Origin of the sequence: Hydrogenimonas urashimensis, from assembly GCF_016593255.1 — a bacterium.
GTDB classification, from domain to species: Bacteria; Campylobacterota; Campylobacteria; order Campylobacterales; family Hydrogenimonadaceae; genus Hydrogenimonas; species Hydrogenimonas urashimensis.
The window spans coordinates 1,582,501-1,609,069 of the sequence record NZ_AP023212.1; the positions used below are offsets into that span (position 1 = coordinate 1,582,501).

Below are 26,569 nucleotides of genomic sequence, written 5' to 3' on the forward strand. Positions count from 1 at the left end.
CCAACTCCAAGATGAACGCTCCCTGAAGGTCCGTCGAAGACTACGACGTTGATAGGCCGGAGGTGTAAGTGCAGCAATGCATTTAGCTGACCGGTACTAATAGACCGTTTGACTTGCTTTTTTCTACGCGTGCTGCCGCCTTGTTGAGTGTTGCACGAGGCTGTGGGCAAAATTGGGCAGACTGCTGAATGAACACCTAAAAACTAAAAGTTAAAAACTAAAAACTCGGGTGAACTGCTTCGCAGTCAATTATTTAGAAATAAAAGAGCGAAGCGATTTTCCTAAACTTTTAGTTGTTAGTTGTTAGTTTTTAGTTGAAAAATACTGTTTCCTCGAGCCACTTGGAAACAAAGAGGTGAAAGCCAACTTCACGAAGTTGTCTTTCACCTCTTTGTCCGGTGCCTACAGCGAGGGGGTCATACCCAGCTCCATCCCGAACCTGGAAGTCAAGCCCCTCTGCGCTGATAATACTGCACCCCTCGGGTGTGGGAAGGTAGGTCGGTGCCGGGCTGGAGGTTTCTTCTCTTCTTCAATCTTTCTAACTGCTGCAAAAAAAGAATAAACAATAAATTGACACTTTCTTCTAAAAATATAGATATTTCTTATAGATAACGAATGGTTCGCATAAGACAAAAATATAATTAAAAATTATCCGTTTACTTTTCGTTAATCTAAGTTCCATTTAAAGATAATACACATATAATTGTCGTTAATACAGTACTACAAGACTGTAAGTATGGGAAACCATAGAAACAAGAAGGAGTGAGAATGAAAAAGTTGATTGCGATGTCCACAGCGGCAGCAATTGCGGCAACAATGTCCTTTGCAGCGTCCGACGATGATCTTCGAGCAGAACTCGAAGCACTAAAAAAAGAAGTTCAGGCACTGAAAAAGCAGACGAAAGGTTTGAAAGCCAAGAGGCTGAAGAAGCAGATCAGCGAGCTTAAATCTGCAGCCTTGAACGACAACATCAAATGGAATGTGGATTTCCGAAGTGCTTTCGATTACATCCACTATGAATATAATGACGGAAGTTCTGATGCGAATCAGATCTTTACCAATCGTCTCTGGCTTGGAATGAAGTATGCACCGACACAGAATCTGTCGTTTATAGGAACATTGAGTTACTATAAAATGTATGGACAATTGCCAAGTCCCGCTATGGGATTCAACTATTTCGACTGGGTTGTCAATGAAACTCCCAATGATGGCACGGTTCGTGTCAAAGAGGCGTATTTCATCTACTTTGGGGATAAATTGTTTGGTGCCAATGTACCCTGGACCGCCAGTATAGGACGCCGACCTGCTACAGATGGTTTGCTGGTGAATTATCGTGAAGACCAAAACCCCAAATCTCCGATTGGACACATTATCAATACTGAATTTGACGGTGCCAGTTTCAAGTTCGATCTGAGCAATGTTACCGATATTCCTGGTATGTATTTCAAGCTCTGTATGGGACGCGGTATGACCAATGCCAACTCTCGATACGCCGTTCAGGTCGATGGAGTTAACTATACAAAGCTTGACGGCTGGGATCATACTGATCTGGCCGGTTTTATATTTGTTCCTTATGATGACGGGCAATATTCTGTGCATACAACATGGTTTAGAGCTTTCAATTTGCCAGGAATGTATGGAACAGAGTATTACTACAATGGCCTGACAGGAGCACCCATTGGTCCGAATCCTCAAACGATGGAGTTTAAGCAGGGTGGTGATATGGATGGAGCTGCGATAAGCCTGCTTGCCGAAGGTATCGGGGATGGCATCAACGACTTTCTGGATGAAACGAATTTCTTTGTGAGTTTTGCCTGGAGCAAAACGCGACCAGGAGGATCACACAACGCTAGCATGATCGATGTAACCGGCACAAATCCGACGATGGATACATTGGTTGATAATGCCATGCTCGGCAGTAATGACAATGAGACAGGAAATTCTATTTACGTAGGTACCAATTTCCCGGTGATGTTTATAGACGGTGGACGAATCGGGCTGGAATATAACCACGGAAGCGAATACTGGAGAAGCTTTACCTATGCGGAAGATACGCTTGCAGGAAGCAAACTTGCTACACGCGGTGACGCTTACGAAATCTGGTATAACCAGGAGCTGATTGGAAAGACACTGACGGCACAAGTGCGATATACTTATATGGATTACGACTATACAGGCAGCCAGGGCTTCTTCGGGGAAGCGGGGGCACCGATAGACCAAAGCGATGCTGAAGCGATGGGCATGGTTTCCGTTGAAAAAGCGCAAGATCTTCGAGTATACGTTCGCTATCGTTACTAAAAGACCTCTTTGTGTCACTGCGCCCCTTTTCAGGGGGCGCTCTCTTCCATAAACGAAATCTACAGAGTGCTTCTTGACTCTTTAAAGTACCTGTCTGAGTAAATTTTCAACGATATTTTTGTAGTAGGTTTTCAGCTTTTCATCTCCCATTGCTACCGAGGGTGTGCCTTCATCGGATTGCTGGCGAATTTGCATATCCAGAGGGATTTGTCCAAGAAAAGGGATATTGTATCGGCGTGCCGTCTCTTCTCCACCGCCTGATCCAAAGATATCGTAGCGGTTGCCCGTGTCGGGGGCGATAAAAAAGCTCATGTTCTCCACCAGTCCGCCGATGGGGACTTTGATGTCCTTGAACATCATGATGGCGCGGCTGACATCATCCAGGGCCACCGGTTGGGGTGTCGTGACGATGACACCGGCGGTAATGGGCAGTTCCTGCGCCATCGTCAGCTGAATGTCGCCGGTGCCAGGCGGCATGTCGATGACCAGAAAATCGAGCTCGCCCCAGTCGACATCTTCCAAAAACTGTATGAGAGCACTGACGGCGACAGAGCTTCGCCATACCAGCGGGGTGTCGGGCGTGGGGGTTGTTAGTCCGACGCTCATGATTTTGATGCCGAAATTTTCGGAGGGGATGATCTTGTCATTATCTCCCCAGCGGAGCTTTTCGTCGGCGGTTTGGGTCATGCGGGGTATGTTGGGGCCGTAGACATCGGCATCCAAAAGACCCACCGTGAATCCTTTCTGGGCCAGAGCTATGGCCAGGTTGACCGAAACGGTGCTCTTGCCCACACCGCCTTTGCCGCTGGTGACGGCGATAACACGCTTGGCATAGGGGGCGCGGTTGTTGGGGTTGGCGGTGTGACCGTAATTTATATCTTTTTTCTTCGCCATCGCTTTGCGCCTGACCTCTACGGTACCGCCGAAGAGATCGGTGATACGGCGGAGCAAAATTTCGTAAGCTTCGTCGTTATGCATCGAGAGAGTGATGGCGGGCCGGTTCCCTTCCGTTTCGATGCTCTCGACAATTTTCAGATCGACGATCGATTTGTCAAGGCCCGGGTACTGGACGTTTTCCAGAGCATTGAGTATCTCTTCTTTATTCATAGGGATTGCTCCTCATCTCCCGCTGCAGAAGCATTGCAGTGGAGCGGGCTTTCTGTATCCATGTCTGGATAAGCGGCGCTGCGGTCGGAAACGCCTGCGCCAACGTCTGATAGCTCTTTATCCGCTCCTGAAGCAGCTGGATGAATGCCTGCAACATGGCTGGCTTCATGTCGTTGTCGTAGGCATGCTGCATAATCTGCTTCAAAAGGGCTGTCCGCTCTTTCAGAGGCAGTTGCAGGCCGAGACTCTTTCCGACCTTTACGATGTCGGCGTTGGTGATATAGACGCCGGAGTAGAAGAGCGCCATCAACTGACGCTCGACTCCCTCGTAGGCGGGAGGAAGAGGATCGTTATACCGTGGGTGCTTCATTCTGCCACCTCTCTTTTCTCAAGATTCGTCCGGGCCGCCTTGGCCACGTTTTCATCGGTGTCGTTCATCAGCTTTTCAAGAAGTTCGATGGGCGCGGAGGGGTTTTCGGCAATGCGCATGCGCACCATTCTATCCGAATCGTCGGCAAGAATCTTCAGGAGTTTCGGCGGCGTGGTCGGGTTACCCGAGAGTCCGTCGCGGACAATCTTTTCGTCGCCAAACAGTGACTGCAGTACCGTTGCCGGCGTATTCGGATTGGTGGCGACAAGTGCCCGGACGAGATTGACCTCGTCACCGGCGAGTTTTGCGAGGACTTCCGCGGGAGTGTGGGGGTTTTTCGCAACCGCCCAGCGGCTGCCCATGTCTTCGACTTTTGAGAGTTCGACGAGAAGTTCGACCATGAGAGGGCTTCCCTCTTTTTCCCGGTCATAGACGGAGGTGCGCAGGCTCAGATTCATGGCCACTTGGCCGACAACCTCCATATCATCCCTGTAGGCTTCAAAAATCTCTTTTACCTCTTCAAGAGGTGCTGTTTTGTCTTCGAGACGTTCGATAGCTTCATCTTTGTTTCGTTTCATATTTTGTATGCCCTTTGGTTCTGGTAGATTACGAACTTTATGGTATCAGAAAGAGAGAAATGGCGTCAATAATTTTACCCACAACCGCTTCAAAAGAGGCACGAAGGCGAATACAAAAATAACTTTTTATAATTTCGTCAAAAAAAATTGCAAGGTTCATCATGAAAATTGCACAAAAGCCCCCCCGATACCGTTTTATGATGAATAGAAGTGAAAAAAAATGGGATTTTTTTTGTTTTCAGTTACGATTAAGAGCACGGCGCCTACAATGAGAATGTATCGGAAAATTCCGAAATATCGGCTATTCGCCGTGTTAAACAATCTTATAAGGAGTGGTAATGAAGCAGTGGTTCAAGACGCTTTGTTTTGCGTCTCTCTTTTCTGCCTCTGTCGTGATGGGGGCCGAAAAGATCACGATTCAGCCCGAGGAAGCGATCAAGCTCATCGGCAAACCGGGCTATGTATTTGTCTGCGGCGACAGCGAAACGGCCTATGAGGGCGGTCACATCAAAGGAGCGCGGGAGATGTATGCCCACCATCTGCACCATGCGGACATCATGGGCAACCTCCATTGCGAGCCGCTGTATCAGTGTCCCGAACACGCTGAGCACTATATCAGCAGCAAAGGGATCAAAAACAGTGATGTGATCATCGCCTATGACAATTGGCGCGGTCCCAATGCCACCGGTGTCTACAGCTTTTTCAAATCGTTCGGTCACGAAAAGGTTTATGTGCTCGACGGTGGTCAGGACGGCATCAAGGCGCTCGACCCGAACCAGAAGATCTACAACGATTTGAAGATGAAAAGCCGAAAGCTGAAACGGGCAGCCCGAAAAGCGAAAAAAGCGGGAGACAAGGCCAAAGCTGCCGAATTGAAAGCGAAAGTCAAAGAGCTGAAAGCCCAGATGAAGCAGCTTGAGCCGAAACTGTTGGTGCAGCGCGGCAAAGAACCGCACTGGGAGCATACCCACTACAAGATTGAAAAGAGCAAAATCCGGCCCGAAATGCTTGCGACGACCGAAGAGGTCTATCGCGCCATGCAGGATATCCTCAAAAATGGCAACAAAAGCAAGTACGTCATCATCGATACCAGGAGCATGATCGAGATCATCGGGGAGCGCAAAATGGACAATGTCGCCCGTGGGGGGCATATCCCCGGTGCCAAGTTCATCGAATGGAAAAAAGTTACCGATTTCGACCGCAAAAAGAGCTTCCGCACAAAAGAGGAGCTTAAAAAGATGTTTGAAAGCAATGGCGTGACGCCCGACAAGACAGTTTACGCTTACTGCCAGGTAGGCGCGGGACGGGGGTCGGAAATCATTACTGCGCTCGAACTTCTCGGTTACAAAAATGTCAAAGTCTATTCCGGCGCATGGGATACCTGGGGCAACAATATGAATCTGCCGATTCGACGCTAAGGGAGAGAAAATGGTAAACAACAAACGACGAGATTTTCTTAAATTTTCAGGGGTGACGGCGGCTTTGGTCGCGTCACAGGGAAGCCTGTTTGCGAAAACGGGTGTCATTTCTGTGGAAAACGGCAAAAGCAACTATCCCAACACGACCTATACCGAAGAGATGTATCGCAACGAGTTCAGCTTTACCCGTGGCAAGAAAGAGGATACAGGATTCGCCTATCACTGTGTCAACTGCCAGGGCAACTGTGCCTGGGAAGTTTGGTCACACAACGGTGTCGTAACCCGGGAGAACCAATCGGCCCGCTACCCTTCCATCAATGCGAAGATTCCCGACTTCAACCCCCGGGGATGCAACAAGGGTGTCCAGCACTCCCAAATCATGTACGAGAAAGACCGCATTCTCTATCCGATGAAGCGTGTCGGCGAGCGTGGCGAAGGCAAATGGAAGCGTATTAGCTGGGACGAGGCGGCGACGGAAGTGGCCGAAAAGATTTTCGAGGTCATGACCGATCCCGATCGCGGTCCCGACAAGCTGATGGTTCATGCCGGTACGGGACTTCTTACCGAAGGACGCCGCGGTGCGCCGCTGCGATTCTCCACGCAACTGGGTGCGGTACGCATCTACCCCGCTTCCTACCTGGGAGACATGTTCTCCGGTGCGGCTGTCGCCTACGGCGAAGGCAACGTCGGCGGAACCTACGACTTCATGTACAATGTGGACACCTCCATCTTCTGGGGCGGCAATCCGTCGGTTTCCCGCATCCCCGATGCCCACTTCGTCTGGGAGGGTAAATACAACGGCGCGAAAGTCATCATCATCACGCCGGAGTTCAACGCATCGGCCAAATCGGCAGACCTCTGGATCCCGGTCAAGGCAGGAAGCGACAACATCCTTGCCATGAGCGTTATCAACGTAATCCTCAAAGAGAAGCTCTACAAGCCGGGCTTCATGAAGATTTTCACCGACCTGCCGTTCCTCGTGCGTCTGGACAACCAGAAACTGCTTCGTCGCTCCGATATGGAACATGCCAAAAACGAGGAGGAGGAAGAGAAGTTCGAGGAAGAGTTCTACGCGATCAATGCCAAAACAGGCAAGCCGGTTTTAATGCCCGGTACCGAAGGAAGCGAGCACAAGACGCTGCGTATCGAAGAGTTTGGAATCGATCCGGAACTTGAAGGAACATGGAGCGTCAAGCTGGCCAACGGCGAGACGGTCAAGGTTACGACGGTTTTTGAAATGCTGAAAAAATCGGCGGCACGCTTCTCTCCCGAGAGGACGAAGCACATTACCGGTGTGCATCCTGACATTGTCCGTGAATTGGCTCACGACATCGCGAAGCCCAAAGTGGTCACCATTACCACCGGTTTCTCGCTCAACAAGTATTTCAACGGCATGATGACGATCTGGAACATCTCTTCCATCTGCGGCCTTACCGGACGGATGGGGCCCTATGGCGGTCTCAACACGGAAAACGAATTCAGCCTCAGCGGTCTGGGTGCGCTCAGCGGCTTCGGCGGCAAATACAAGCCGCGATTCGGTTCCGGTTTCGTCGGCGAGTTTGTTTTCGGCGACGGCCTCAAGACGTTCGATCAGTATTTCAGCGACGAAGATGTCCGACGCGCCCAAAACGGCATGAGCAAGAAAGATTATATGGAGATCGTTCAAAGCCTCCTGAAAGAGGGTGAAAACAACAAAGGAAATCTCGAATCGCATCATGGCAACGTGGTCAAACCCTGGTGGCAGCCCGAAGTTGCTCTTATCGTGGCAGATTCCAAATTCCGCCGCAACAAGGGTAGCAAATACCGTGAAGCCTTCCTGAAGAAGACCAAGTTTTTCGCCTACGTCGATTTCCGTATGTCGGAAGCAGCGGTTTATGCGGATATTCTGTTGCCGGCCAAGTCGCATTACGAAGTTTACGACCTGCGTACGTCACCGGGTTACCACCGTTTCACCAACCTGGCACAGCCGATTGCCAATATGAAACCTGTGGGCGAAGCGAAAGACGAGTGGAGCATGTTCGCACTGCTTGCCAAGAAGCTCGAAGAGGTGGCCAACCGACCCGAAAACAAAGACAAAGCGAAAGTGCCCGACAGCAAGGCCTACTGCCGGACGGGATTCCGCGACCTGGCCAATTTCCACAAAGAGTACACCAATACAGATGAGGAGTCCGAAGCGGCGGCAGAACCCTATCTGGGTACCGACAAACTTGCGGTGCAGGCGGCACTCGAAAAATGTGAACAGTACGAACCGTGGACGATGGAGAAGATGTACAAGGCGGGCGGCTTCCTGCAGCTGAACGAAAAAGCGGGCAAATTGTCGCCTCTTTATGCGGACCGACCCTATTACACGTTCGAAAATACACTCTACAAGTTCGAGCGTCTCGAAACGATCAGCGGTCGCCAGACATTCTATGTCGACCATCCGATGTTCATCAAACTGGGTGCGGCAACCAACACGGGCATGGAGGGCATCCGGCCGGTTGGCGGAAGATATCCGTTCGTCCTGATGACACCCCACGCACGCTGGTCGATCCACTCCAACTACAAACAGAGCCGCATCCTGCAGCGTCTACAGCGGGGTGTTCCCTATGTTCAGGTCAACCGCGTGGTGGCCGAGAAGAAGGGAATCAAAGATGGCGATACGATTCGCGTCTTCAACAATCTTGGCGAGTTTTACGCCATGGCGAAAGTCTCCAGCTCCTGCCCACCGGACGGTCTGGTTATGGAGCACGGCTGGGAGCCCTATATGTACAAATTCAAGAAGGGTCACAACGAGGTCGTCCCGACGGCACTCAACCTGCTCGAGATGGCAGATGGATGGGGCCACCTGAAATTCGGCGGCCTCTGGGATGGCAACCAGTATGCGTACGATGGTGCGATCGACTTTGAAAAAGCAAATGTGTAAGGTAGGAGAGCAGTATGTCTAAACGACAATTAGCAATGGTAATGGATTTGAACAAATGTATCGGATGCCAGACCTGTACCGTCGCATGTAAAACGCAATGGACCAACCGTAACGGCCGCGAATACATGTATTGGAACAACGTCGAGACCTATCCGGGGTCCGGTTATCCGAAGAACTGGATGGAGCTTGGCGGCGGATTCGACGCAGCGGGCGACCTGCAGGCCGGCATCGTCCCCAACATCGAAGCCGATTACGGTGTGCCGTGGGACTACAACCACGACGAATTGCAGTTCGGAGCACAGCTCAAGCCGAATGTGGAGCCGACATGGGGGCCAAACTGGGACGAAGACGAGGGAGAAGGGAACTTCCCGAACGACAACTACTTCTTCTATATTCCCAGAATATGCAACCACTGTACAAATCCGGGATGTTTGAGTGCCTGTCCCCGTGACGCGATATTCAAACGGGAGCAGGACGGTGTCGTGCTGGTCGACCTGGATCGCTGTCAGGGATACCGTTACTGTATCGCGGGATGCCCTTATAAAAAGATCTACTTCAACCCGAAAATCAGCAAGAGCGAAAAGTGCATCCTCTGCTTCCCGCGGGTTGAGAAGGGTCTGCCGCCGGCTTGTGCCCAGCAGTGTGTCGGCCGTATCCGTTTCGTCGGATTCCTCGACGACGAAGAGGGGCAGGTTTACAAACTGGTCCACAAATACAAAGTGGCCCTTCCGCTGCGCAGCGACTACGGAACTCAGCCCAACGTTTACTACGTGCCGCCGACGGAGGCACCGCCGAAATTCGATGCCGAGGGGCGCATCATCCCGGGCAGCAACCGTGTGCCGATCGAGGAGCTCGAAAAACTCTTCGGCAAAGAGGTGCATCAGGCGATGAAAACACTGCGTGCCGAAAAAGAGAAACGCAAGAAGACGGGAAAGAGCGAGTTGATGGATCTGCTTATCGCTTACAAACACGAAGATATGTTCCGACTCGATCAGAACTACTATCAGGGTATCGCGAAGAAGCAGGGACTTTCCCTCGCACCGATCGACAACCGGTACATGGCGGGTAAAAATACCGAGAACAAATACAAGTTTAAGGTGGTGGAATATGAATAAGCTATTATCTGCAGCCGTGGCTGTGGCGGTTGCCGCTACGGTGGTATCTGCCCAGAATGCCATCGTCGCACAAAAAACTAGCCGGGATGTCACCCATTTGACACCGACATCGAAGGCGTGGGATTATGTCAAGGGCACAGAGGTGGATCTCTATCCGCAGTCGACGATTCAGATGAACGATCTTCGTGCGAATCTGATGAACAAGCGGATCAAAGGCAAAACTGCCACGGTCAAGGCGATTTACGACAGCAAAAACATCGCCTTTTTACTGGAGTGGCCCGACGGTACCCGCAGCATCCAGCAGGGGTACCGCTCCGATGTCTATGGCGACGGATTCGCGGTTCAGCTCCCCGTCAATTTCGATGATCCGAAAAAGCTTCCCTATATCGGAATGGGAAGCGAAGGACGGCCTGTCGTGATTCATTTGCAAAAAGCGGTACAACCGATCTTCGAACCCAATGGAAAGGGCGATGTCGGAATGCAGCAGAATGTGCTGAGCAAAAACGCCTTCGGGAAGGATGCCGGAGCGTATCAGGACAAAGTGGCATCGCTGGCCGTCAAAGATTATCAGCGATCCTTCGTTTCCGAAGGCTTCCGCTCGATGACCGAAATCAAAGACAGCAGCGAGAAGTTCGATGCCGATATGAAATACGGCAACAAGCACTGGAAGGGAACGCTGATTAGACCGTTGAACGATGTCTATCTGCATCTGGACAAAGGGGGCGCTTTCCCCGTCGCTTTTGCAACATGGGACGGAGCCCGAATGAACCGGGACGGCCTGAAGCTGCTTTCCGGATGGGTTCCGGTGAAACTGGAGGGCCAGACGGGCGGTGACGCCTTGGTCGAGGAGTTGACGGCAAAACCGAAAGGGAATGCCGAAAACGGCAAAAACCTTGTGATGCAAAACGGCTGTATGGGATGCCACTATATTCCGGGCATGAGTATGCCGGGCTTCATGGCACCCAATCTCAACAATGTCGGCGGCCAGGCGACGGCGGCCTATATCCGTGAATCGATCGTCGATCCCAATGCGGTCATCGTTCCCGGATACAATCGCAACGCCCATCCCAACACGCCGTGGTACAATGTGGTGGACGGCAAGCGACAATCCACAATGCCGCCCTATCCTCTGGATGACAAGAGCCTGGACGATATGGTCGCTTACCTGAAAACCCTCAAAGTGGAGGTGGAAAAATGAAAAAGCTTCTGATAATGCTGCTCGGTTTCGGCCTGGCGGCAGCCATGGCCGGGAACGAAGGGTTCGAAAAGAAAGGTTTTCTGACGACCAAATGGTGTGTGCAGAACGACATGTTCAAGGATTGCCGTCTCGAAACGGCGGTATGCGGCTATGAGGGTTGTTATGAAAAGTGGAAATTCGGAGACAAAATCAAAGAGGAGATGGTACTTTACGTTCATGACGACGGCAAATACTACCGGGTGGACCTGGGCAATCTCAAGCGAAGCGAACTCGACGAGGCGATGAACCGCAACGAAGTGACACTGATCGGCAGCTATGACAAGAAGAGAAATCTCATTCATGTTAAAGAGTTCAAGGCCCCTCCTCCTCCGAAAAAATCCTTCTTCAAAGGATGCCTCTAATTTTTCCGCCCTTCGGGGAGAAAAACAATATTTGTACCAAATCCCTTCCCGGGATTTGGAATGCGGGCAATGACCAATCCGTTTGATGAAGCGGAATACAAATTGTCAAAAAACAGATAGGTGATTGTCCTTTTTTTCTGCTATCATTTTCTACGATTTTCTCAAGGAATTTTCATATGGACGACAAAACAAGACTCTATATCTACGCTTTTTTATCCCGTGTTTTTACAGAGGAGCTCGACGCCAAGGCACTCGAAGACCTCAGAAACAGCGAATCATTGCTGGAGACCATCGGCGAAGAGACGCACGAATGGTTCCGCACCACCGACGAAGTGGCACTGGCGGAGGCTCTCAATGTGGACTACAACTCGCTTTTTGGGATCAACAACCACCCGATCGAATCGGCCGTGATGGACAGCAAAAACGAGATTCTCGTAGGATTGCAAAACCCCGTGATGCAGTTTTATTTCAGCCATGGGTACGATTTGAATCTGGAGAGTTCCAAGCTCTACGTGCCCGACCACGCCGGCATCGAATTTGGCTTCATGCAGAGCATGATCAGTGCCGGTGACAAAAAAGCGCAAGCGGAGTTTCTGCATAAACATCTGGTACAGTGGATCGTCCCCTTCCTTGTTGCGGTCAAGCCAATGGCAGATACACCTTTTTACCGGGATCTGTGTGATTTCACGATCGAATTTCTGCTGTCGGACTATTCCCAGCTGGTCGATGAGGTAGGAGAGGTCGATGCGTAACGAGGCAATGACCGAAGGAAATCTTTTCAAGTTCGACTACTTCAAGTGCCTGCGCAGCGACTATGCAAAAAACGAGTGCACTATCTGCATCGATCTGTGTCCCGAAGAGGCGATGGTTTTCGACCGGAAAAAACTGACTCTCGATACCGAGAGATGTACGGCTTGTGCCGCCTGTGTGGGAAGCTGTCCGACCGAAGCGCTCGCCAGCGAGGTTTTCGACCCCAACCGGTTCTCTCTGGAGTTTGCCTCGCAGCAGAAGCCGCTCATCTCATGCAAGGAGAATGTCCCCTGTCTCTCGGCACTTTCGAGCGAACATTTTATCGCCATCGCGCTTCGCAAAGAGGGTGGAGTGGAGTGCGACCTGTCCCATTGCGCGGAGTGTTCCGTCAACAAGGATGGCAAAGTGCTTGCCTCCATCGAAGCCTCCATCGCCGAAGCCAACAGGTTTTTGGAAATGTTTGGTTTTGAACGCCTAGTTTCGATGCGTCACGAAGCCCAGGAGAACGCGCCCGATGCCGGACGCCGGATGCTTTTTAAAAAACTTGCCAATGCGGTGAAAGAGGCGGGTGAAGAGGATGGGATGAGGGAGTTGATCCATCTGAACGATGAAAAACAGCCGCTGAAGCGCATTCTTTTGAAAAACGCTCTTAAAAAAGTTTCGGAGAGTTTCCCAAAAGAGACGACGCGGGAAGCTGCGTTCTCTTTTGTGGTGGGCAAGAAGATCGACGCGATAAGCTGCAACAACTGCCAGGAGTGCGCCATGTTCTGCCCCACCGATGCGCTTTCGATTCTGAAGGACAATACCGGCATCCTGTTTCAAATGGGCAAATGCATCGCCTGCGGCATATGCAACGACGTCTGTCAGCCCCGATCGATCACCGACGACAACAGCTTTGACCTCGTCGATTTCGCATTCGATAGAATGCAGATTTTGGTGAAACATCGGCTGGAGATATGCGAAGAGTGCAAGGTGGCATTTTCCTATCACGGCGGCGAGAAGGTGTGTGATAGGTGCAAAGAGTTCAAAGAAAATTTCTCCGACCTCTTTACGATGGCCAAAGACCTGGAGTAGAGGCTCTCAAAACTTTCTATTTTTCGCACTCAACCGAAAGGGGGCTGTGCCTTTGTGGTGATTTTCAGAATGAGCTGCCGTCTGCGCCCTCTATCGCCTCTAGCCAGGCTTTCCCCTCCTCTTCCGGCTCATTTTTACTGGGTATCGCCGGTTCTTTTAGTTACTTTCCACCCTTTTTCTTATAGGCTTCGGCCATCTCCAGAGCTTTTTTCCACGCTTTGGTCCCCAATTTTTTCGCTTCGGCCGTCAATTGGTCTTTGATCTCCGCACCTTTGAGGGCGGCCTCTTTGGCCAGCGTCGCCATCTTCTGTTTGGCCACATCTATCGTTTCTGCGCTGATGCGCTTGAGTTCGGCGAACTGGTCACCCAGGATGTCGGCAGACTCTTTGAGGATTTTGCCGATAAAAGGGGAACTTTTGGATGCGACATGGTCGATGATTTCACGGTAGAGTTCGTCGCTTCGCGAGAGCATGGCGACCAGCTCGTCCCAGTTGGTCACATGGCCCAGCCGAATCTCTTCGGGGGCGAACTGCAACTGCTCCTTGAGTTGGCGGACAGTGGCGATGAGAGCGTCGTTGATACCGTAGACGGTCCCTCGGATGATCGTTTCGGCATTGGTGGGGGTCGCTTCGGCCAGTTCGGACGCTTTCATGAGAATGGTGCCAAGAATGGCGCGGATGCGTGCCGCGCTCAAGAGTCCTTCGCTGAGGGCTTTGTGGGTAATCTGGCGAATCACTTCCCGAATGGAGCTTTCGACCGTTTCGGCCTCTTCCAGTGCCGCGACGAGTGCCGCTTCGACCGTTTCATTGAGAATACCGAGCCCTTCGACATGCTCCAGTTCCGTATTTTCAAGCGCTTCCTGCCAGATTTTCCGATCATGAGACACCAGCTTTGCTCCTGCTGTTTCGATACCGTTGAAGAGCTCGCGCAGACTTCGCTGCAACTCCTCCTCTTCGGTGCTCAGATGGCGCTGCAGGCGGTCGATTTCGACGATGAGTCGTTCAATCTCCTTCTCTTTCGGTTTCTGTACCGTATCGACGAGTGTTTCGAAGGCGTACTGCAGTATCTCCTCCCGTGCCGCTCCCATCTGCGTCAATTCCCTATGCAGCGACGCCGCTATCGATTCGCTCAGGCTTTGGGGGGACATGCCGGGATGGGTATGCACCGCCGTTTCGATCGCTTTCGCGATGCCCTCCTTCAACGCCGCCTCTTCATCTTTGCCGGAGCGAAGGGCCTTTTCGTAATAGAGTGTTATTTCAAGTTCCATCTCTTCCCTTTCTAAAGAACCATTCTCAGATCATTGTGCGTTTTGAGCTGGCGAAAAATCTCCGTTCGGTCATCCTCGTTATGGACGATGGTCTTGACTTCGTAGCTGTAATAGCTCCCCTTCTTCGACGTTTTGGAAAATGTACAGGTATGGGGGCGTTCGCCCATGACCGATTTGACCGCTTCGAGAATCTCTTCCTTCCGATGGCCGATCACTTTGTATTTCCATTCGCAGGGATAGACTATTTCGACCTTTCTATCCATTGCGTTGATAATTTCCACTCTTGCCTCCTTCTTTGGACTCGAGCTGGATGTTGAGTATCTGCATCCCCTTGTCGATCGCCTTGACCATGTCGTAGATCGTGAGCAGACCGATGCTCACACCCGTCAGCGCTTCCATCTCCACACCGGTCTTTCCCGACAGTTTTGCAGTGACGTAAAGTTTGAAACCCGGCAAATTTGGCAACTCTTCGATGTCGCAGTCTATTCCTGTTAGAAGAAGCGGGTGGCACATCGGAATGAGTTCCGGTGTCTTTTTGGTTCCCATGATGGCCGCGATGACGGCCGTCTGGAAGACAGGCCCCTTTTTCGTTCTGTTGCTGACGACGGCTTCGTATGCCTCTTTACTCATTTTGATCATGCCGCTCGCCACGGCGATCCGGCGGGTCGGCTCTTTCGAGCCCACATCGACCATCTTCGGACGATCGTTCTCATCGAGGTGTGTCAGATTGGCATCCACGTTCTCCGTCCTTTGGTTATATCTATTTTGTTTTTTATTTTATCATAACTGCTGACGAATAAATAAAGAGAGTGACGCAAATACAGTGTAGAATGACGATTTAATAATCATTTAATTGACTTTTATCGTCAAAATCATGTAAGATTATGAAAAAATTCAAGGAAGCTTATGACATATGCCTATTTGCGACAGATCCCGGGCACAAAAAATCTGACGCTGCAGCAGAAAGATGTCATCGGCTACGCACTTGGACAGGGGCTTGAGATCGACAAGGAGGTGGTCGAACACTCCAGCAAGAACCGCCCCATCGAAGAGCGGAAGCAGTTCGAGGAGTTCATGCATTCGATGGAAGAGGGGGACAACCTGATCATCGACGAGATCTGGACACTCAGCAATCGGGTGGAGGAGCTTGTCAAGATCCTCTGTTGCACGATGAGCCGGAAAATCAATCTGTATGTGGCAAGCCGGGGCATTCTGATTACCAAAGAGACGCCGATCGGATACGTGATGCCGCTATTGAACGAGCTGCGGGAGGAGTCCCATGACCGTCGAAGCGGCGTCGGACGGCCAAAGGGAAGCAAGTCGAGATCGAAATTCGACACGCTGCAACCGAAAATTCTTCAGATGCTCAAAGATGGGCAGAGCGTCAGCGCGATCGCGCGCGAACTGGGTGTTAGCCGAAGTTCGCTCAAAGACTATATCGAATCTCGCTCGCTCAAAGAGCTGGTGGAAAACACTTTTGTCGAGATCGGACGTCCTCTGGAGACGGATATCATCAGCGACGAAATCCTGATCTGTCCATTCGAACAGGAGGATCGGAACAACAACACTATCAAACAAAAAGGAGTTAACTGATGCAAGCTACAAGCGGTGCGACAGCACCGAAAAAGAACCGGGCCAAAGAGTACCTGAAGGGGTGGGTACCGTACCGGTACAAGCGGTACTGGCTGTTTGGTATCGTGACGGTGATATCGCTGGTGCTGCCGTTTATACGGATCAACGGCAACCACTTCTTCCTGCTCAATTTCGACCACAAGCAGCTGCATTTCCTGTTCGTGCGGTTCGATATGCAAGAGCTCTACCTGATGCCCTTTCTGCTGATGCTGCTCTTTCTGGGGATCTTCTTCATGACGACCCTGGGCGGAAGAGTGTGGTGCGGCTGGGCCTGCCCGCAGACAATCTTTCGGGTCATCTACAGAGACCTGTTCGAGACCAAACTGCTGCATTTAAGAAAGCGGATCACGAACAAACAGCAAGAGCCCGACTTCTCCAAGGCCGAGAACAAAGCCAAAGAGGGGATCGCCATCGCCCTGTGGACCGTGCTGGCCCTCATCGCCGCCGCCGACTTCCTGTGGTACTTCGTGCCGCCGGAGGATTTCTTCCAGTATATCCAAAATCCCGGTGAGCACCCCGTGCTCATCGGCTTCTGGCTCGGCGTGACCCTCTTCCTCGTCGTCGATGTGGTGTGGCTCAAAGAGAACTTCTGCATCTACATCTGCCCCTACAGCCGCGTGCAGTCGGTCATGTACGACGACGATACGGTCATGGCGATCTACGATGTCAGACGGGGCGGGCACATCTACGACCACGAAGGCCAGGACAGCAAAAAACTGATCCACAGCGTCAAAGAGCTCCACGAAAGAGAGCCCGAAGCCGAATGCACCGCCTGCGAAAGCTGCGTCAAAGTCTGCCCGACCCATATCGATATACGACAGGGAATGCAGTTGGAGTGCATCAACTGCCTCGAGTGCGTCGACGCCTGCACCAAAGTGATGGGGGCGCTGGGTAAAGAGAGCCTCGTGCGCTGGACCAGCCCCCGAGAGATCGAAAAGGGAGAGAAGACCCACTGGCTCAGGCCCCGTACCATCGCCTACGCCGTGGCCCTGACCATCGTTTTCGTGGCGCTGCTGGTCATGGGGACCAAAAAAGAGCATATGCTGCTCAACATCAACAAAACGGCCCAGCTCTACCGGTTCACCCACGACGGACGGATCGTCAACGATTACACCTTCCTGTTCCAAAACACCGACAGCAAGGATCACAGCTACTACTTCAAAGTGGTGGACAACGACAAAATACGGATCGTCAAGCCGCGCAAGCCCTTCAAACTGCTGGCCGGCAAAAAGGCCAAGAAGATCGTCCAGCTCGAAGCGGTCGAGCCGCTGGCCAAAGATACGCGCAAAGACACCCCGGTGCCGATCACGATCAAAGCTTTCGCGGTCGACGACCCCGAAAAGATCGTTGTCGAACGGCATACCGTCTTCGTCTATCCCCGGTGGGATATCGCTCAGAAAAAATTGAAAAAGGCCAAGTGAGATGCTGATCGCGATGCCGGTGAAGATGAACCGGGAAAACCCGCCGTTGACGACCGTTTTCGGCAAAGCGAAATGGTTCGCCTTCGCCGATGAAGGCGGCACGGTCGAGATACGCGAAAATCCCTATGCCGGCGGGCCCAAAACGGTAGTATGGCTGATCGATAACGGTGTTGATACGATCATCACCCAGCATATCGGGGGGAATCCCTTCATGATTTTGAAAAATGCGGGGGTGCGCCTCCATTATCCTGGTGAAGGGCGTATAGTTGTGTCTGAAGCGATCGAAAAACTCAAAAACGGTCAATGCGAGGAGATCGATACGGACAATGTGATGCGGTTTATGCATCATTAGAGGAAATGAGGAGGTGACAGTGAAACACGTATTGGTTCTAGGAGGCGGTTTCGCGGGATTGGAAGCGGCGATTTTTCTGCGGAAAGAGAACTACAGGGTGACGCTTGTTAGCGAGCGGGATTACTTCTACATCTACCCCACATCGATCTGGGTGCCGGTGCACAAGGCCGACTTCGGGGATGTCACGATCGATATGAACGAACTCTCGAGAGTACACGGGTTCAAATTCGTCAAGGACCGGGTCGAAGCGATCCGCGCCAAAGAGAACCGGGTGGAGCTGGAACATCAGGTGATCGACGACTATGACGAGCTAGTGGTCGCCATCGGTGCGAGCAAGGTCAAACACGAGGGCATCGAACATACGCTGAGCATCTGTGGAGAACCCAGGCAGGCGCTTTTGATGCGCCAGAAACTGGATGCACTGGTTGAAAGGGGGGGTGGAAAGATCGCGATGGGATTCGGCGGCAACCCGAAAGACTCTACCGGTGTGCGGGGTGGGCCCGCTTTCGAGATGCTCTTCAATGTCCATCACATGCTGAAGAAAAAGGGCATCCGCCAAAATTTCGAACTCACCTTTTTCGCGCCGATGGAGACACCGGGAGCCCGACTCGGCCCTCAGGCGCTGAAGATGATGGACGTTTTCTTCTCGAAACTCGATATCGCCAAACATTTCGGCAAAAAGATCAAGCGGTTCGAGGAGGACGGAATCGTTTTCGAGGACGAGAGCAAACTCGAGAGCGATTTTACAATGTTCATCCCCGCCAACGCGGGGCATCCGGTTTTTCAGAATTCCGATCTGCCGCTAACGGAGGCGGGATTCGTGAAAATCGACAACTACTGCCGGGCCGAAGGTTTCGACAATGTCTGGGCGGTAGGTGACTCCGCCGCCATCGAGGGTCCCGACTGGCGTGCCAAGCAGGGGCATATCGCCGAGGTGATGGCGCGCAACACGGCCCACAACATCAAGGTCAAAGAGTCGGGAGAGGGCGAGATGCAAGGGTATCTGGACCATCTTAACATCCTTTGCGTCATGGACAGCGGCGACGGGGCGGCCTTCGTCTACCGCGACGACCATCGCGGCCTGATGATTCCGATGCCGCTTGTAGGCCATTGGCTCAAAAAGGGCTGGGGATGGTATTGCAAAAACTCCAAACTGGAAAAAATTCCCCGTATTCCGGGACTGTAAGGAAAGGGCGTATGAAACAAAAAGTATTCAAGGAAAAATATCCGATTTTCGAACTCATTCTCGACAAGAGTGAAACCACATGCAAAAGCGTGGACGAGATTATCGCATTTTTCAGAAAGAAGATCGAGGCCCATCCAGTGGCGACCTATATCGCCACATTCGATCATTACGCCCATACTGCCGCCCTGGCGGAGGGCAGCATCGACAAAAACATCAAAGCAGCGAAGAATATCGTCTTCTGTTTCGGCAAAGAGCTGCCGACACCGGAAGTGATGGCGGTGCGGCCGCGATCGATCGGAGTGAGTGACCTGGGCGACAGGTTTGTCGTCATTTTCATGGAGGCGCCCAATCCGCAGGCGAACGAAGCGATGGAGGTATGGAGTAAAGCGCTCAAAAACGCCTGAGCCCTTCCCCGGGATTTGGTTGGCTTCTCTATGTAAGCATGCCGCCGCTCGGTGGCATGCGTGTATCTTTGCGGGTGCTTCGCGGTCACCTTTGATATAATCTCTTTATGCACTATTTGCCGATTATACTTCTGGCGACTTTTCTTTCGGTCGTCATCAACCTTTTTTTAAAACGCTTCAATGTTCCGACGGTGATCGGTTACATCATGACCGGTATCGCCGTTACGGCATTTTTCGACCTGCATCGCGATTTCACCGAGCAACTGCACCATATCGCGGAGTTCGGAATCGTCTTTTTGATGTTCACCATCGGCCTAGAGTTCTCCTATCGCCATCTGATCAGGATGAAGCGGGAGGTTTTTCTTTACGGTACGCTTCAGCTGCTTCTGAGTGCCCTGATATTCGGTTTTTTCGCATACAACCTTGGGGGACTCTCTTTTAAGGGCGCTATCATCACCGGGTTGGCGCTGGGCCTATCCTCGACGGCGATCGTCCTGAAAATGCTGGGAGAGTCGGGGCAGATGCACGCTCCTTTCGGAAGAAAAGCGGTGGGCATACTGATTTTCCAGGATATGGCCGTCATTCCCATTCTGCTGATGATCACCATTTTTTCATCCCGAAGCAGCGATTTGGGCGGAATGCTCTGGCAGACGTTCATCGACGCCGTCGCCGTCGCCATCGTTATCTATCTCGTGGGCAAATATCTTTTGGAGTGGGTGCTGGCACAGATCGCCCGGGCCAATTCTACCGAAATCTTTTTGAGCGCCATTTTGCTCATCGTCATCGGCGCGGCGCAACTGGCGCACTTTTTCGGGTTCAGCTACTCTTTGGGGGCGTTTTTGGCCGGTATGATGCTGGCCGAAACCCACTATAAATACAAGATCGAGGCGGAGCTGGTGCCTTTCCGCGATCTTCTGCTGGGGCTCTTCTTCGTCACCGTCGGCATGCAGATCGACCTGCCGGTGGTCGCGAAGAATATCGGCTGGATACTTGGGGTCGCAGTTGCCGTCATGGCATTGAAGTTCGCGACAGTCTATCTTTTTCTGCGCTTTTTCACGCGGTCTCGTGTCGCTCTGAAAACAGCGCTCGCTCTGGCGCAGGTGGGTGAATTCGCTTTGGCGGTTTTCGCCCTGGCGCAGGCGAACGGCCTGCTGGATGCGCGCATCACCCAGATCATGCTGAGCGCCATCATCGTTTCGATGGTGGCATCGGTCTTCATACTCGCCCGTATCCGCGATATCGCCGACCGTTTCTCCCCCGAACCGGAGCCCGATTTCCGGCCACCGGAGTCGGCGGGATTTCACAACCATGTCATCGTCTGCGGGTACGGGCCGCTGGGCCGGAAGGTGTGCGCCGAGCTGAAGCGGCAGCAGGCCAGCTATCTGGTGCTCGAACACGATATCCATAGAATGGAAGAGGGGCAGAGAGCAGGAGAACCGATCTTTTTCGCCAATGCGGCCAACGAGGGAACGCTCAGGCATTTCAATGCCGCCGAGGCAAGCGCCGTCATCGTCGCCGTGGATAACGCCAAGCATCTGCGGCTCATATGCGAAGCGCTGGATGCCGTCGCCCCCGAGGCCAATGTGGTCGCCAAGGCGAAGACCCGCTCCGAAGCCGAACTCGTGGTGGGGCTCAATGTCGATCATGTAGTCATCGAAAGCGAAGAGATGGCGCGACTGCTCGTGGCGGAGGCGATGCGCTGCAGACTCGGAATTCACGCAAAGCGCTGAGAAAGGTGAAACTGACGTTACGCAAAAAGCAAAACGTCATCTCCAATCTAAAGATTTCGAAGCTTTAGGGGGAGGCCATAAAGATCTTTGGGACGGCCAGTCCCCGCCAAAGCTTAGGTCCAGCTCAAGCTTTGCGTAACATCGGATTGAAATTTCTGCCGCCGGACACTCCAAACTCAACGCTCCTTTATCACCTCTTTGCTAAAATTCGTCCAACATCTTTCACGGCGAGGCGATTATGACAAAATATATTTTTGTAACGGGCGGTGTTCTCAGCTCGTTGGGCAAGGGCATCACGGCGGCGAGTGTGGGGACGCTGCTGAAGCAGACGGGGCTGAATGTCTCCATTTTGAAGATGGACCCCTACCTGAACATGGACCCGGGGACCATGAGCCCTCTGGAACATGGCGAGGTATTCGTCACGGCCGACGGGGCGGAGACCGATCTGGATCTGGGGCACTACGAGAGGTTTTTGAATGTCGATCTGAGCAAGAAGAACAACTTCACCACGGGCCAGATCTACCACTCCGTTTTGACCAAGGAGCGCAAAGGGGAGTATCTGGGCAAGACGATCCAGGTGATCCCCCATATCGTGGGCGAAGTGAAGCAGCGCATCTTCGAAGCGGGTAAGGGCAAAGATGTGCTGATCGTGGAGCTGGGCGGCACCGTGGGTGATATCGAAGGGCTTCCGTTCCTGGAGACGATCCGCCAGATCAAGCACGAACTGGGCAGTGAACGGGTCATCAACATCCACGTGACGCTGGTGCCCTACATCAAAGCCGCCGGCGAGCTGAAGACCAAGCCGACCCAGCACAGCGTGCAGGAGCTTCGCCGTATCGGTATCACGCCCCACATGATCATCGCCCGGTGCGAAAAGCCGCTTCCCAAAGAGCTGAGAAAGAAGATTGCCGTCAGCTGCGATGTCGACATGGACAGTGTTATCGAGTGCATGGATGCGCCGACGATTTACCAGGTACCGCTCAATTTCCTCAAAGACGGCATCATGCATCCGCTCATCAAGCGGTTCCACCTGACCGATACCGAACCAAACATGGAGGAGTGGGATATTCTGGTCAAGCGAATCATCGCGCCCCGCGACGAGATCACCATCGCCTTCGTCGGAAAGTATCTGGGGCTCAAGGAGTCCTACAAATCCCTGACCGAGGCCTTGATCCATGCAGGCGCCGCCCTCGATACGAAAATCAATCTCCACTGGGTCGACAGCGAGGATATCGAAGAGAAGGGGATCGAAGAGACGATCGGCGAAGTGGACGGCATTCTTGTCGCCGGCGGCTTCGGTGTCCGCGGAGTCGAGGGCAAAATGATGGCGATCCGCCATGCCCGCGAGAACCGGATTCCCTATCTTGGCATCTGTCTGGGTATGCAGCTGAGCCTGATCGAATATGCCCGCAATGTTTTGGGCATCGAAGAGGCCAATTCGGTGGAGTTCGATCCGGAGACGAAGGAACCGGTGATCTATCTGATCGACGAGTTCATCGACCAGGCGGGCCAGAAACAGGTGCGGACCCATACCAGCCCGCTGGGTGGGACGATGCGCCTGGGGGCGTATCCCTGCGAAATCAAAGAGGGAACGAAACTGTTCGAAGCCTACGGGGGCAAAAAGATCATCTACGAGCGGCACCGTCACCGCTACGAAGCGAACCCGGCGTATCGAAACAGACTGGAAAAAGCCGGCATGGTCGTGTCGGGAGAGTCCAACGGCCTGATCGAAGCGGTCGAAGTGAAAGATCATCCCTGGTTTCTCGGTGTGCAGTTCCATCCCGAATTCACCTCGCGCCTGCAGAACCCCAACCCCTCTATTCTCGCGTTTGCAAAGGCGGCATTGACGGCGAAAAACGCAGAGAATGAGTAAACTCCCCCGGCTCACCAAAGCGAAGGTCGAAGCGCTCCTCGCCGCACGTTTTGAAGACGGCATCAAGGAGCTGAGGGACCTTCCCGATCCCTTTGCGCTGCACGATATGGATCGTGCCGCCGACCGGATCGTATCCGCGATTCGCGGCAATGAGCGTATCGCGGTCGTCGGCGATTATGATGTGGACGGTGTCGTCTCTTCGGCATTGATGGCGGAGTTTTTTCAGATTATCGATTATCCCGTCGAGATTCTCATCCCAAACCGGTTTACCGACGGCTACGGAGTCTCTGCGGAGATTCTCGACCGTCTCGATGCCGATGTCGTCATCACGGTCGATAACGGCATCGCCGCCATCGAAGCGGCGGAAGTGTGCAGGGCACGCGGGATCGATCTGATAATTACCGACCACCATACCCCTTCCGATACGCTTCCTAATGCCTATGCCATCGTCAATCCCAAGAAAGAGAGTTGCTCCTTTGCCTATCCGGAAATCTGCGGGGCCCAGGTGGCGTGGTTTTTGATCGGTGCTCTGAAACAGCGACTGGGGCTCGCTATTAAAATGGGCCGTTTCCTCGATCTTCTGGCACTCGCGATCGTCGCCGACGTGATGCCGCTGACTTCGATCAACCGGCCGCTCGTACGCAAGGGGCTTGCCATGCTTTCTACCTCTTCCCGTCCCGCGTTCGTGGCGGTACGCTCCTATCTTGGAAAACAGAACTTCAGTGCGGAGGATATCGGTTACGGCATCGCGCCGAGAATCAACAGCGCCGGCCGGATGGAGGATGCGTCCATCGCCTTGAGGTTTTTGCGGGCCAGTACGCTCGAGGAGGCGAGCAGAGAGTGGCTTGCGCTCGATTCGCTGAACCGGATGCGCCGCCAGGAGGAGGCGCGGATGACGGAAGCGGCGGTCGCCATGGCCAATCCGGACGACTCCGTCATCGTTGTGGCGCAGGAGGGCTGGCACGAAGGGATTGTCGGCATCGTCGCATCGCGGCTTGTCGACAGGTTCAAAAAACCGGCCATCGTTCTTTCGGTCGAGAACGGACGGGCGAAAGGGAGTGGCCGCAGCATCGGCGAAGTCGACCTCTTCGCGCTTCTTAAACGCTCCAGTGACTACCTGACGGGTTTTGGAGGCCATCCGTTGGCGGCGGGGCTTGCCCTGGACGCAGACAATCTCGAAGCGTTCCGCGCCGCTGTCTGCGAAGAGGCTTCAAAACTGGACCCCGCTCTTTTTACACCCAAAGAGCATCTGCTGGGTGAGCTTCCGATGGGTGAGATCGACTGGGAGTTGATGGAAATTCTTCAGCGGTACGAGCCTTACGGCGAGGCGAACCAGCGTCCCAGATTCCTGCTGAGCAACGTTGAGGTGGCGGAAGCGAAATCGGTGGGTGCCGAAAAGAAGCATCTAAAGCTTTTTCTCAAAGATGGCGATATCGGCCTTCATGCGATTCAGTTCGGATATGTGAAACCTGTGAAACCGGGAGATCGCATCACCCTTTCGGGGACGCTGCAGATCAATGAATTCAATAATAAAAAATCGATTCAAATGATGGTTTATCAAATTTATTGATGATTTAATAAGATATTTTTTACCTTCATGACACTATAATAGTGCCATTCGCAAAATTGAGAGGAGATGCATAATGGATAAGAAAATTCTTAAACACAGCGAAGAGGTGATTTCGGAGCTGATGAAGAAGGAGGGCATGAGTCGCCGGGACGCCCTGAAACTGATGGGTCTTGGCGCCGGTGCGACGATGCTCGGGCGTGCCCCGGCCATGGCCGCTACGGATGCACAGGCGGCAGGGAGCGACAAGAAGGCGAAAATAGTTATCGTCGGGGGTGGCGCCGGTGGTATTATGGCGGCCGCCCGTTTGCGAAGAGCCGCTTCCAATGCGGAAATCACGGTGATTGCCCCCAACGACATTCACCTCTATCAGCCGGGTCAGGTTTTCATGGCGGCAGGCCTCTATACGGAAGAGGACATCAAAAAACCCAATGCCGATCTGATGCCCGATGGCGTCAAGTGGGTCAAAGACGAGGTCAAGGCATTCGATCCTGACAACAATCTCGTCGAAACGGCACAGAACGGAAAAATCAACTACGATTTCCTGGTCGTGGGAACGGGTCTGCAGTACGATTACGAAAGAATCGAAGGGATGTCTGCTGACCTGGTGGGCCAGAAAGGAATTTCCAGTGTCTATCTGAACAATCCGAAAGCCGGTACGGCCAAAGGGGGCGTCGCTACATGGGAATGGTTCAAGCAACTGCGCGCGGCGGCGGAGAAAGCGAGTCCGGACAATCCCATCACTGCCATCTACACCCAACCCGATACCCCCATCAAGTGCGGCGGTGCACCACAGAAAATTCTCTATCTCAGTGACGACTTCCTTCGCGGCAACGGTCCGGTCGGAGGTGCGGATGTTCATAACAATGTCAAATCCTATTTCTGCAAAAAAGGCACCAAACTCTTCGGTCTCCCGGGATACAACAAGACACTTGTCGAAGAGGTGACTCCGATGTACGGCAACATCACCGACAAGTGGAACCATGTTCTGCGCAAGATCGATGCCGACAAGAAGGTCGCGACATTCGAGCATACGTATCAGATCAAAGGCAAATGGGATCCCGATCTGGAAGAGTATGAGATGACAACGAAAACCGAAATGGTTGAGATGCCGTATGACTTTATCCATGTCGTCCCGCCGATGAAAGCGGTTGACGCTGTTGCCAACTCCCCTCTTGGATGGCAAAAGGGTACTGCGAAAGGATGGCTCGCCTGCGACCGATACACTCTGCAGCACATGAAGTACAAAAATGTCTTTGGTATCGGCGATATTTTGGGGATACCCAAAGGCAAAACCGGAGGATCCGCACGCCATCACGGACCCATACTCCAGGACAACCTCATTGCGGTAATGGAAGGGAAGGAACCGACCGCCAAGTTCGACGGGTATACGGTTTGCCCCCTGAAAACCCAATACGGCAAAATCATGCTTGCCGAGTTCAATTATGATGGACCGGCCCCCTCATTCCCGCTCGATCCTACCGTTCCAAGATGGATATGGTGGGCATTCGACCTTTACATGCTCAAGCCGATGTACTGGCAGCTGATGATGCGCGGCCTCATGTAAGAGGCTTTTTGGCGGACTCCTGCGCGGAGTCCGCATGTTTTTTCTGTTTTCTTCATATTTTTTCTCCTTTTGGACCACTTTTTGCTACCATTTTATAAACCAAGCGGATGCCAACGGGGTATTGAAGATGTCTGTTGTGAAAAAAGAGTTGACTCTATTTGTGGCGATTTTTTTTATTCTTGCCATAGGAATGCATTTCAAGGAGTGGGTCGATCATCCGATCGCGCACATCGAAGCTCTTCCAAAAAGCCCGCTGGGGCCCTTGCACCCCCTTTACATTACGGTATCGGTGTATCTTTTTTTTCTTGTTGGCCGGTTGGCCATACGCGGTATAATGAAACTTTTCAAATAAGGAT

Annotated in this window: 24 protein-coding genes and 2 rRNA genes (1 of these 26 cut by a window edge); 20 read left to right on the plus strand and 6 right to left on the minus strand. The window is 52.6% G+C overall.

The features are described 5' to 3' along the window. The 3 genes from JMG82_RS08120 to JMG82_RS08130 form a co-directional block, all read left to right on the plus strand. A 23S ribosomal RNA gene (locus JMG82_RS08120) occupies positions 1-121 on the plus strand (it extends 2,770 nt beyond the left edge of the window). A gap of 273 nt (positions 122-394) precedes the next feature. Next, a 5S ribosomal RNA gene (rrf, locus tag JMG82_RS08125) occupies positions 395-510 on the plus strand. A gap of 258 nt (positions 511-768) precedes the next feature. Beyond that, on the plus strand, positions 769-2,298 hold the full coding sequence (locus JMG82_RS08130) for a DUF3373 family protein (protein ID WP_201352201.1): 1,530 nt from the start codon (positions 769-771) through the stop codon (positions 2,296-2,298). Positions 2,299-2,379: 81 nt separating this feature from the next. Here JMG82_RS08130 and JMG82_RS08135 read toward each other — a convergent pair whose 3' ends face one another. Genes JMG82_RS08135 through JMG82_RS08145 form a run of 3 tightly spaced genes read right to left on the minus strand, consistent with a single transcriptional unit; the run spans position 2,380 to position 4,353 of the window. Further along, the gene (locus JMG82_RS08135) at positions 2,380-3,405 is read right to left on the minus strand and encodes an Mrp/NBP35 family ATP-binding protein (protein WP_201352202.1); all 1,026 of its coding nucleotides are present in this window, start codon (positions 3,403-3,405) and stop codon (positions 2,380-2,382) included. Beyond that, complete coding sequence (locus JMG82_RS08140) at positions 3,398-3,775, minus strand: hypothetical protein (protein WP_201352203.1); 378 nt, start codon at positions 3,773-3,775, stop codon at positions 3,398-3,400. The genes JMG82_RS08135 and JMG82_RS08140 overlap by 8 nt, the downstream gene beginning before the upstream one ends. Further along, positions 3,772-4,353, minus strand: a complete 582-nt coding sequence (locus JMG82_RS08145; protein ID WP_201352204.1) for a HEAT repeat domain-containing protein — start codon at positions 4,351-4,353, stop codon at positions 3,772-3,774. The genes JMG82_RS08140 and JMG82_RS08145 overlap by 4 nt, the downstream gene beginning before the upstream one ends. A gap of 338 nt (positions 4,354-4,691) precedes the next feature. On the opposite strand from JMG82_RS08145, the gene JMG82_RS08150 reads away from it, so the two are divergent. The 7 genes from JMG82_RS08150 (at position 4,692) to JMG82_RS08180 (ending at position 13,214) form a co-directional block, all read left to right on the plus strand. Further along, complete coding sequence (locus JMG82_RS08150) at positions 4,692-5,771, plus strand: sulfurtransferase (protein WP_201352205.1); 1,080 nt, start codon at positions 4,692-4,694, stop codon at positions 5,769-5,771. A 10-nt stretch (positions 5,772-5,781) separates the two neighbouring features. Continuing rightward, a complete protein-coding gene (locus tag JMG82_RS08155; protein WP_201352206.1) occupies positions 5,782-8,676 on the plus strand; it encodes a molybdopterin-dependent oxidoreductase in 2,895 nt (964 codons plus the stop codon). A 14-nt stretch (positions 8,677-8,690) separates the two neighbouring features. Beyond that, positions 8,691-9,791 (plus strand): 4Fe-4S dicluster domain-containing protein, encoded by a 1,101-nt coding sequence (locus JMG82_RS08160; protein ID WP_201352207.1) that lies wholly within the window; start codon positions 8,691-8,693, stop codon positions 9,789-9,791. Beyond that, complete coding sequence (locus tag JMG82_RS08165) at positions 9,784-10,989, plus strand: ethylbenzene dehydrogenase-related protein (RefSeq protein WP_201352208.1); 1,206 nt, start codon at positions 9,784-9,786, stop codon at positions 10,987-10,989. Before JMG82_RS08160 ends, JMG82_RS08165 begins: the two co-directional genes overlap by 8 nt. Next, positions 10,986-11,390, plus strand: coding sequence for a hypothetical protein (locus tag JMG82_RS08170; protein WP_201352209.1), 405 nt, complete (start codon positions 10,986-10,988; stop codon positions 11,388-11,390). Before JMG82_RS08165 ends, JMG82_RS08170 begins: the two co-directional genes overlap by 4 nt. Positions 11,391-11,566: 176 nt before the next feature. After that, complete coding sequence (locus JMG82_RS08175) at positions 11,567-12,142, plus strand: TorD/DmsD family molecular chaperone (RefSeq protein ID WP_201352210.1); 576 nt, start codon at positions 11,567-11,569, stop codon at positions 12,140-12,142. After that, positions 12,135-13,214: a 4Fe-4S binding protein gene (locus JMG82_RS08180; protein WP_201352211.1), complete on the plus strand. Its 1,080-nt coding sequence runs from the start codon at positions 12,135-12,137 to the stop codon at positions 13,212-13,214. Before JMG82_RS08175 ends, JMG82_RS08180 begins: the two co-directional genes overlap by 8 nt. A 160-nt stretch (positions 13,215-13,374) precedes the next feature. Here JMG82_RS08180 and JMG82_RS08185 read toward each other — a convergent pair whose 3' ends face one another. Genes JMG82_RS08185 through moaC form a run of 3 tightly spaced genes read right to left on the minus strand, consistent with a single transcriptional unit; the run spans position 13,375 to position 15,174 of the window. Then, positions 13,375-14,481 carry a DUF6781 family protein gene (locus JMG82_RS08185; protein ID WP_201352212.1) on the minus strand — a complete coding sequence of 369 codons (1,107 nt, stop codon included), beginning with the start codon at positions 14,479-14,481 and terminating at the stop codon, positions 13,375-13,377. Between the two features lie 11 nt (positions 14,482-14,492). Continuing rightward, entirely contained in the window at positions 14,493-14,762 is a 270-nt protein-coding gene (locus JMG82_RS08190) for an HP0495 family protein (protein WP_201352213.1), read from the minus strand. Next, a complete protein-coding gene (gene moaC / locus JMG82_RS08195; RefSeq protein WP_201354314.1) occupies positions 14,737-15,174 on the minus strand; it encodes a cyclic pyranopterin monophosphate synthase MoaC in 438 nt (145 codons plus the stop codon). The genes JMG82_RS08190 and moaC overlap by 26 nt, the downstream gene beginning before the upstream one ends. A gap of 213 nt (positions 15,175-15,387) precedes the next feature. Between moaC and JMG82_RS08200 the strand changes: the two genes are divergently transcribed. The 10 genes from JMG82_RS08200 to JMG82_RS08245 all read left to right on the plus strand — a co-directional run bounded on the left by JMG82_RS08200 (position 15,388) and on the right by JMG82_RS08245 (position 26,565). Beyond that, positions 15,388-16,074 carry a recombinase family protein gene (locus JMG82_RS08200; protein WP_201352214.1) on the plus strand — a complete coding sequence of 229 codons (687 nt, stop codon included), beginning with the start codon at positions 15,388-15,390 and terminating at the stop codon, positions 16,072-16,074. After that, on the plus strand, positions 16,074-17,534 hold the full coding sequence (ccoG, locus tag JMG82_RS08205; protein WP_201352215.1) for a cytochrome c oxidase accessory protein CcoG: 1,461 nt from the start codon (positions 16,074-16,076) through the stop codon (positions 17,532-17,534). Before JMG82_RS08200 ends, ccoG begins: the two co-directional genes overlap by 1 nt. A 1-nt stretch (position 17,535) precedes the next feature. Beyond that, complete coding sequence (locus JMG82_RS08210) at positions 17,536-17,886, plus strand: NifB/NifX family molybdenum-iron cluster-binding protein (protein ID WP_201352216.1); 351 nt, start codon at positions 17,536-17,538, stop codon at positions 17,884-17,886. 19 nt (positions 17,887-17,905) lie between these two features. Then, positions 17,906-19,072: an NAD(P)/FAD-dependent oxidoreductase gene (locus tag JMG82_RS08215; protein WP_201352217.1), complete on the plus strand. Its 1,167-nt coding sequence runs from the start codon at positions 17,906-17,908 to the stop codon at positions 19,070-19,072. Between the two features lie 11 nt (positions 19,073-19,083). Further along, positions 19,084-19,476, plus strand: coding sequence for a DUF6858 family protein (locus tag JMG82_RS08220; protein ID WP_201352218.1), 393 nt, complete (start codon positions 19,084-19,086; stop codon positions 19,474-19,476). A gap of 107 nt (positions 19,477-19,583) precedes the next feature. Then, the gene (locus JMG82_RS08225; protein WP_201352219.1) at positions 19,584-21,206 is read left to right on the plus strand and encodes a cation:proton antiporter; all 1,623 of its coding nucleotides are present in this window, start codon (positions 19,584-19,586) and stop codon (positions 21,204-21,206) included. 238 nt (positions 21,207-21,444) lie between these two features. Further along, positions 21,445-23,079, plus strand: coding sequence for a CTP synthase (pyrG, locus tag JMG82_RS08230; protein WP_201352220.1), 1,635 nt, complete (start codon positions 21,445-21,447; stop codon positions 23,077-23,079). Further along, entirely contained in the window at positions 23,072-24,649 is a 1,578-nt protein-coding gene (recJ, locus tag JMG82_RS08235) for a single-stranded-DNA-specific exonuclease RecJ (protein WP_201352221.1), read from the plus strand. The genes pyrG and recJ overlap by 8 nt, the downstream gene beginning before the upstream one ends. Positions 24,650-24,722: 73 nt before the next feature. Then, on the plus strand, positions 24,723-26,213 hold the full coding sequence (locus JMG82_RS08240) for an NAD(P)/FAD-dependent oxidoreductase (RefSeq protein WP_201352222.1): 1,491 nt from the start codon (positions 24,723-24,725) through the stop codon (positions 26,211-26,213). 34 nt (positions 26,214-26,247) lie between these two features. After that, entirely contained in the window at positions 26,248-26,565 is a 318-nt protein-coding gene (locus tag JMG82_RS08245; RefSeq protein ID WP_236579119.1) for a hypothetical protein, read from the plus strand. Positions 26,566-26,569 lie beyond the last annotated feature (4 nt).

Excerpts from the sequence above, each read along its gene's own strand:
- JMG82_RS08170 (WP_201352209.1), top strand. The coding sequence starts at position 10,986 with ATGAAAAAGCTTCTGATAATGCTGCTCGGTTTCGGCCTGGCGGCAGCC.
- JMG82_RS08165 (WP_201352208.1), top strand. The coding sequence starts at position 9,784 with ATGAATAAGCTATTATCTGCAGCCGTGGCTGTGGCGGTTGCCGCTACG.
- JMG82_RS08155 (WP_201352206.1), top strand. The coding sequence starts at position 5,782 with ATGGTAAACAACAAACGACGAGATTTTCTTAAATTTTCAGGGGTGACG.
- JMG82_RS08180 (WP_201352211.1), top strand. The coding sequence starts at position 12,135 with ATGCGTAACGAGGCAATGACCGAAGGAAATCTTTTCAAGTTCGACTAC.
- JMG82_RS08220 (WP_201352218.1), top strand. The coding sequence starts at position 19,084 with ATGAAACAAAAAGTATTCAAGGAAAAATATCCGATTTTCGAACTCATT.
- JMG82_RS08150 (WP_201352205.1), top strand. The coding sequence starts at position 4,692 with ATGAAGCAGTGGTTCAAGACGCTTTGTTTTGCGTCTCTCTTTTCTGCC.
- recJ (WP_201352221.1), top strand. The coding sequence starts at position 23,072 with ATGAGTAAACTCCCCCGGCTCACCAAAGCGAAGGTCGAAGCGCTCCTC.
- JMG82_RS08130 (WP_201352201.1), top strand. The coding sequence starts at position 769 with ATGAAAAAGTTGATTGCGATGTCCACAGCGGCAGCAATTGCGGCAACA.
- JMG82_RS08210 (WP_201352216.1), top strand. The coding sequence starts at position 17,536 with ATGCTGATCGCGATGCCGGTGAAGATGAACCGGGAAAACCCGCCGTTG.
- JMG82_RS08175 (WP_201352210.1), top strand. The coding sequence starts at position 11,567 with ATGGACGACAAAACAAGACTCTATATCTACGCTTTTTTATCCCGTGTT.
- JMG82_RS08245 (WP_236579119.1), top strand. The coding sequence starts at position 26,248 with ATGTTTTTTCTGTTTTCTTCATATTTTTTCTCCTTTTGGACCACTTTT.
- pyrG (WP_201352220.1), top strand. The coding sequence starts at position 21,445 with ATGACAAAATATATTTTTGTAACGGGCGGTGTTCTCAGCTCGTTGGGC.
- JMG82_RS08160 (WP_201352207.1), top strand. The coding sequence starts at position 8,691 with ATGTCTAAACGACAATTAGCAATGGTAATGGATTTGAACAAATGTATC.
- JMG82_RS08185 (WP_201352212.1), bottom strand. The coding sequence starts at position 14,481 with ATGGAACTTGAAATAACACTCTATTACGAAAAGGCCCTTCGCTCCGGC.
- JMG82_RS08135 (WP_201352202.1), bottom strand. The coding sequence starts at position 3,405 with ATGAATAAAGAAGAGATACTCAATGCTCTGGAAAACGTCCAGTACCCG.
- JMG82_RS08140 (WP_201352203.1), bottom strand. The coding sequence starts at position 3,775 with ATGAAGCACCCACGGTATAACGATCCTCTTCCTCCCGCCTACGAGGGA.
- JMG82_RS08200 (WP_201352214.1), top strand. The coding sequence starts at position 15,388 with ATGACATATGCCTATTTGCGACAGATCCCGGGCACAAAAAATCTGACG.
- JMG82_RS08145 (WP_201352204.1), bottom strand. The coding sequence starts at position 4,353 with ATGAAACGAAACAAAGATGAAGCTATCGAACGTCTCGAAGACAAAACA.
- ccoG (WP_201352215.1), top strand. The coding sequence starts at position 16,074 with ATGCAAGCTACAAGCGGTGCGACAGCACCGAAAAAGAACCGGGCCAAA.
- moaC (WP_201354314.1), bottom strand. The coding sequence starts at position 15,174 with ATGGTCGATGTGGGCTCGAAAGAGCCGACCCGCCGGATCGCCGTGGCG.
- JMG82_RS08225 (WP_201352219.1), top strand. The coding sequence starts at position 19,584 with ATGCACTATTTGCCGATTATACTTCTGGCGACTTTTCTTTCGGTCGTC.
- JMG82_RS08240 (WP_201352222.1), top strand. The coding sequence starts at position 24,723 with ATGGATAAGAAAATTCTTAAACACAGCGAAGAGGTGATTTCGGAGCTG.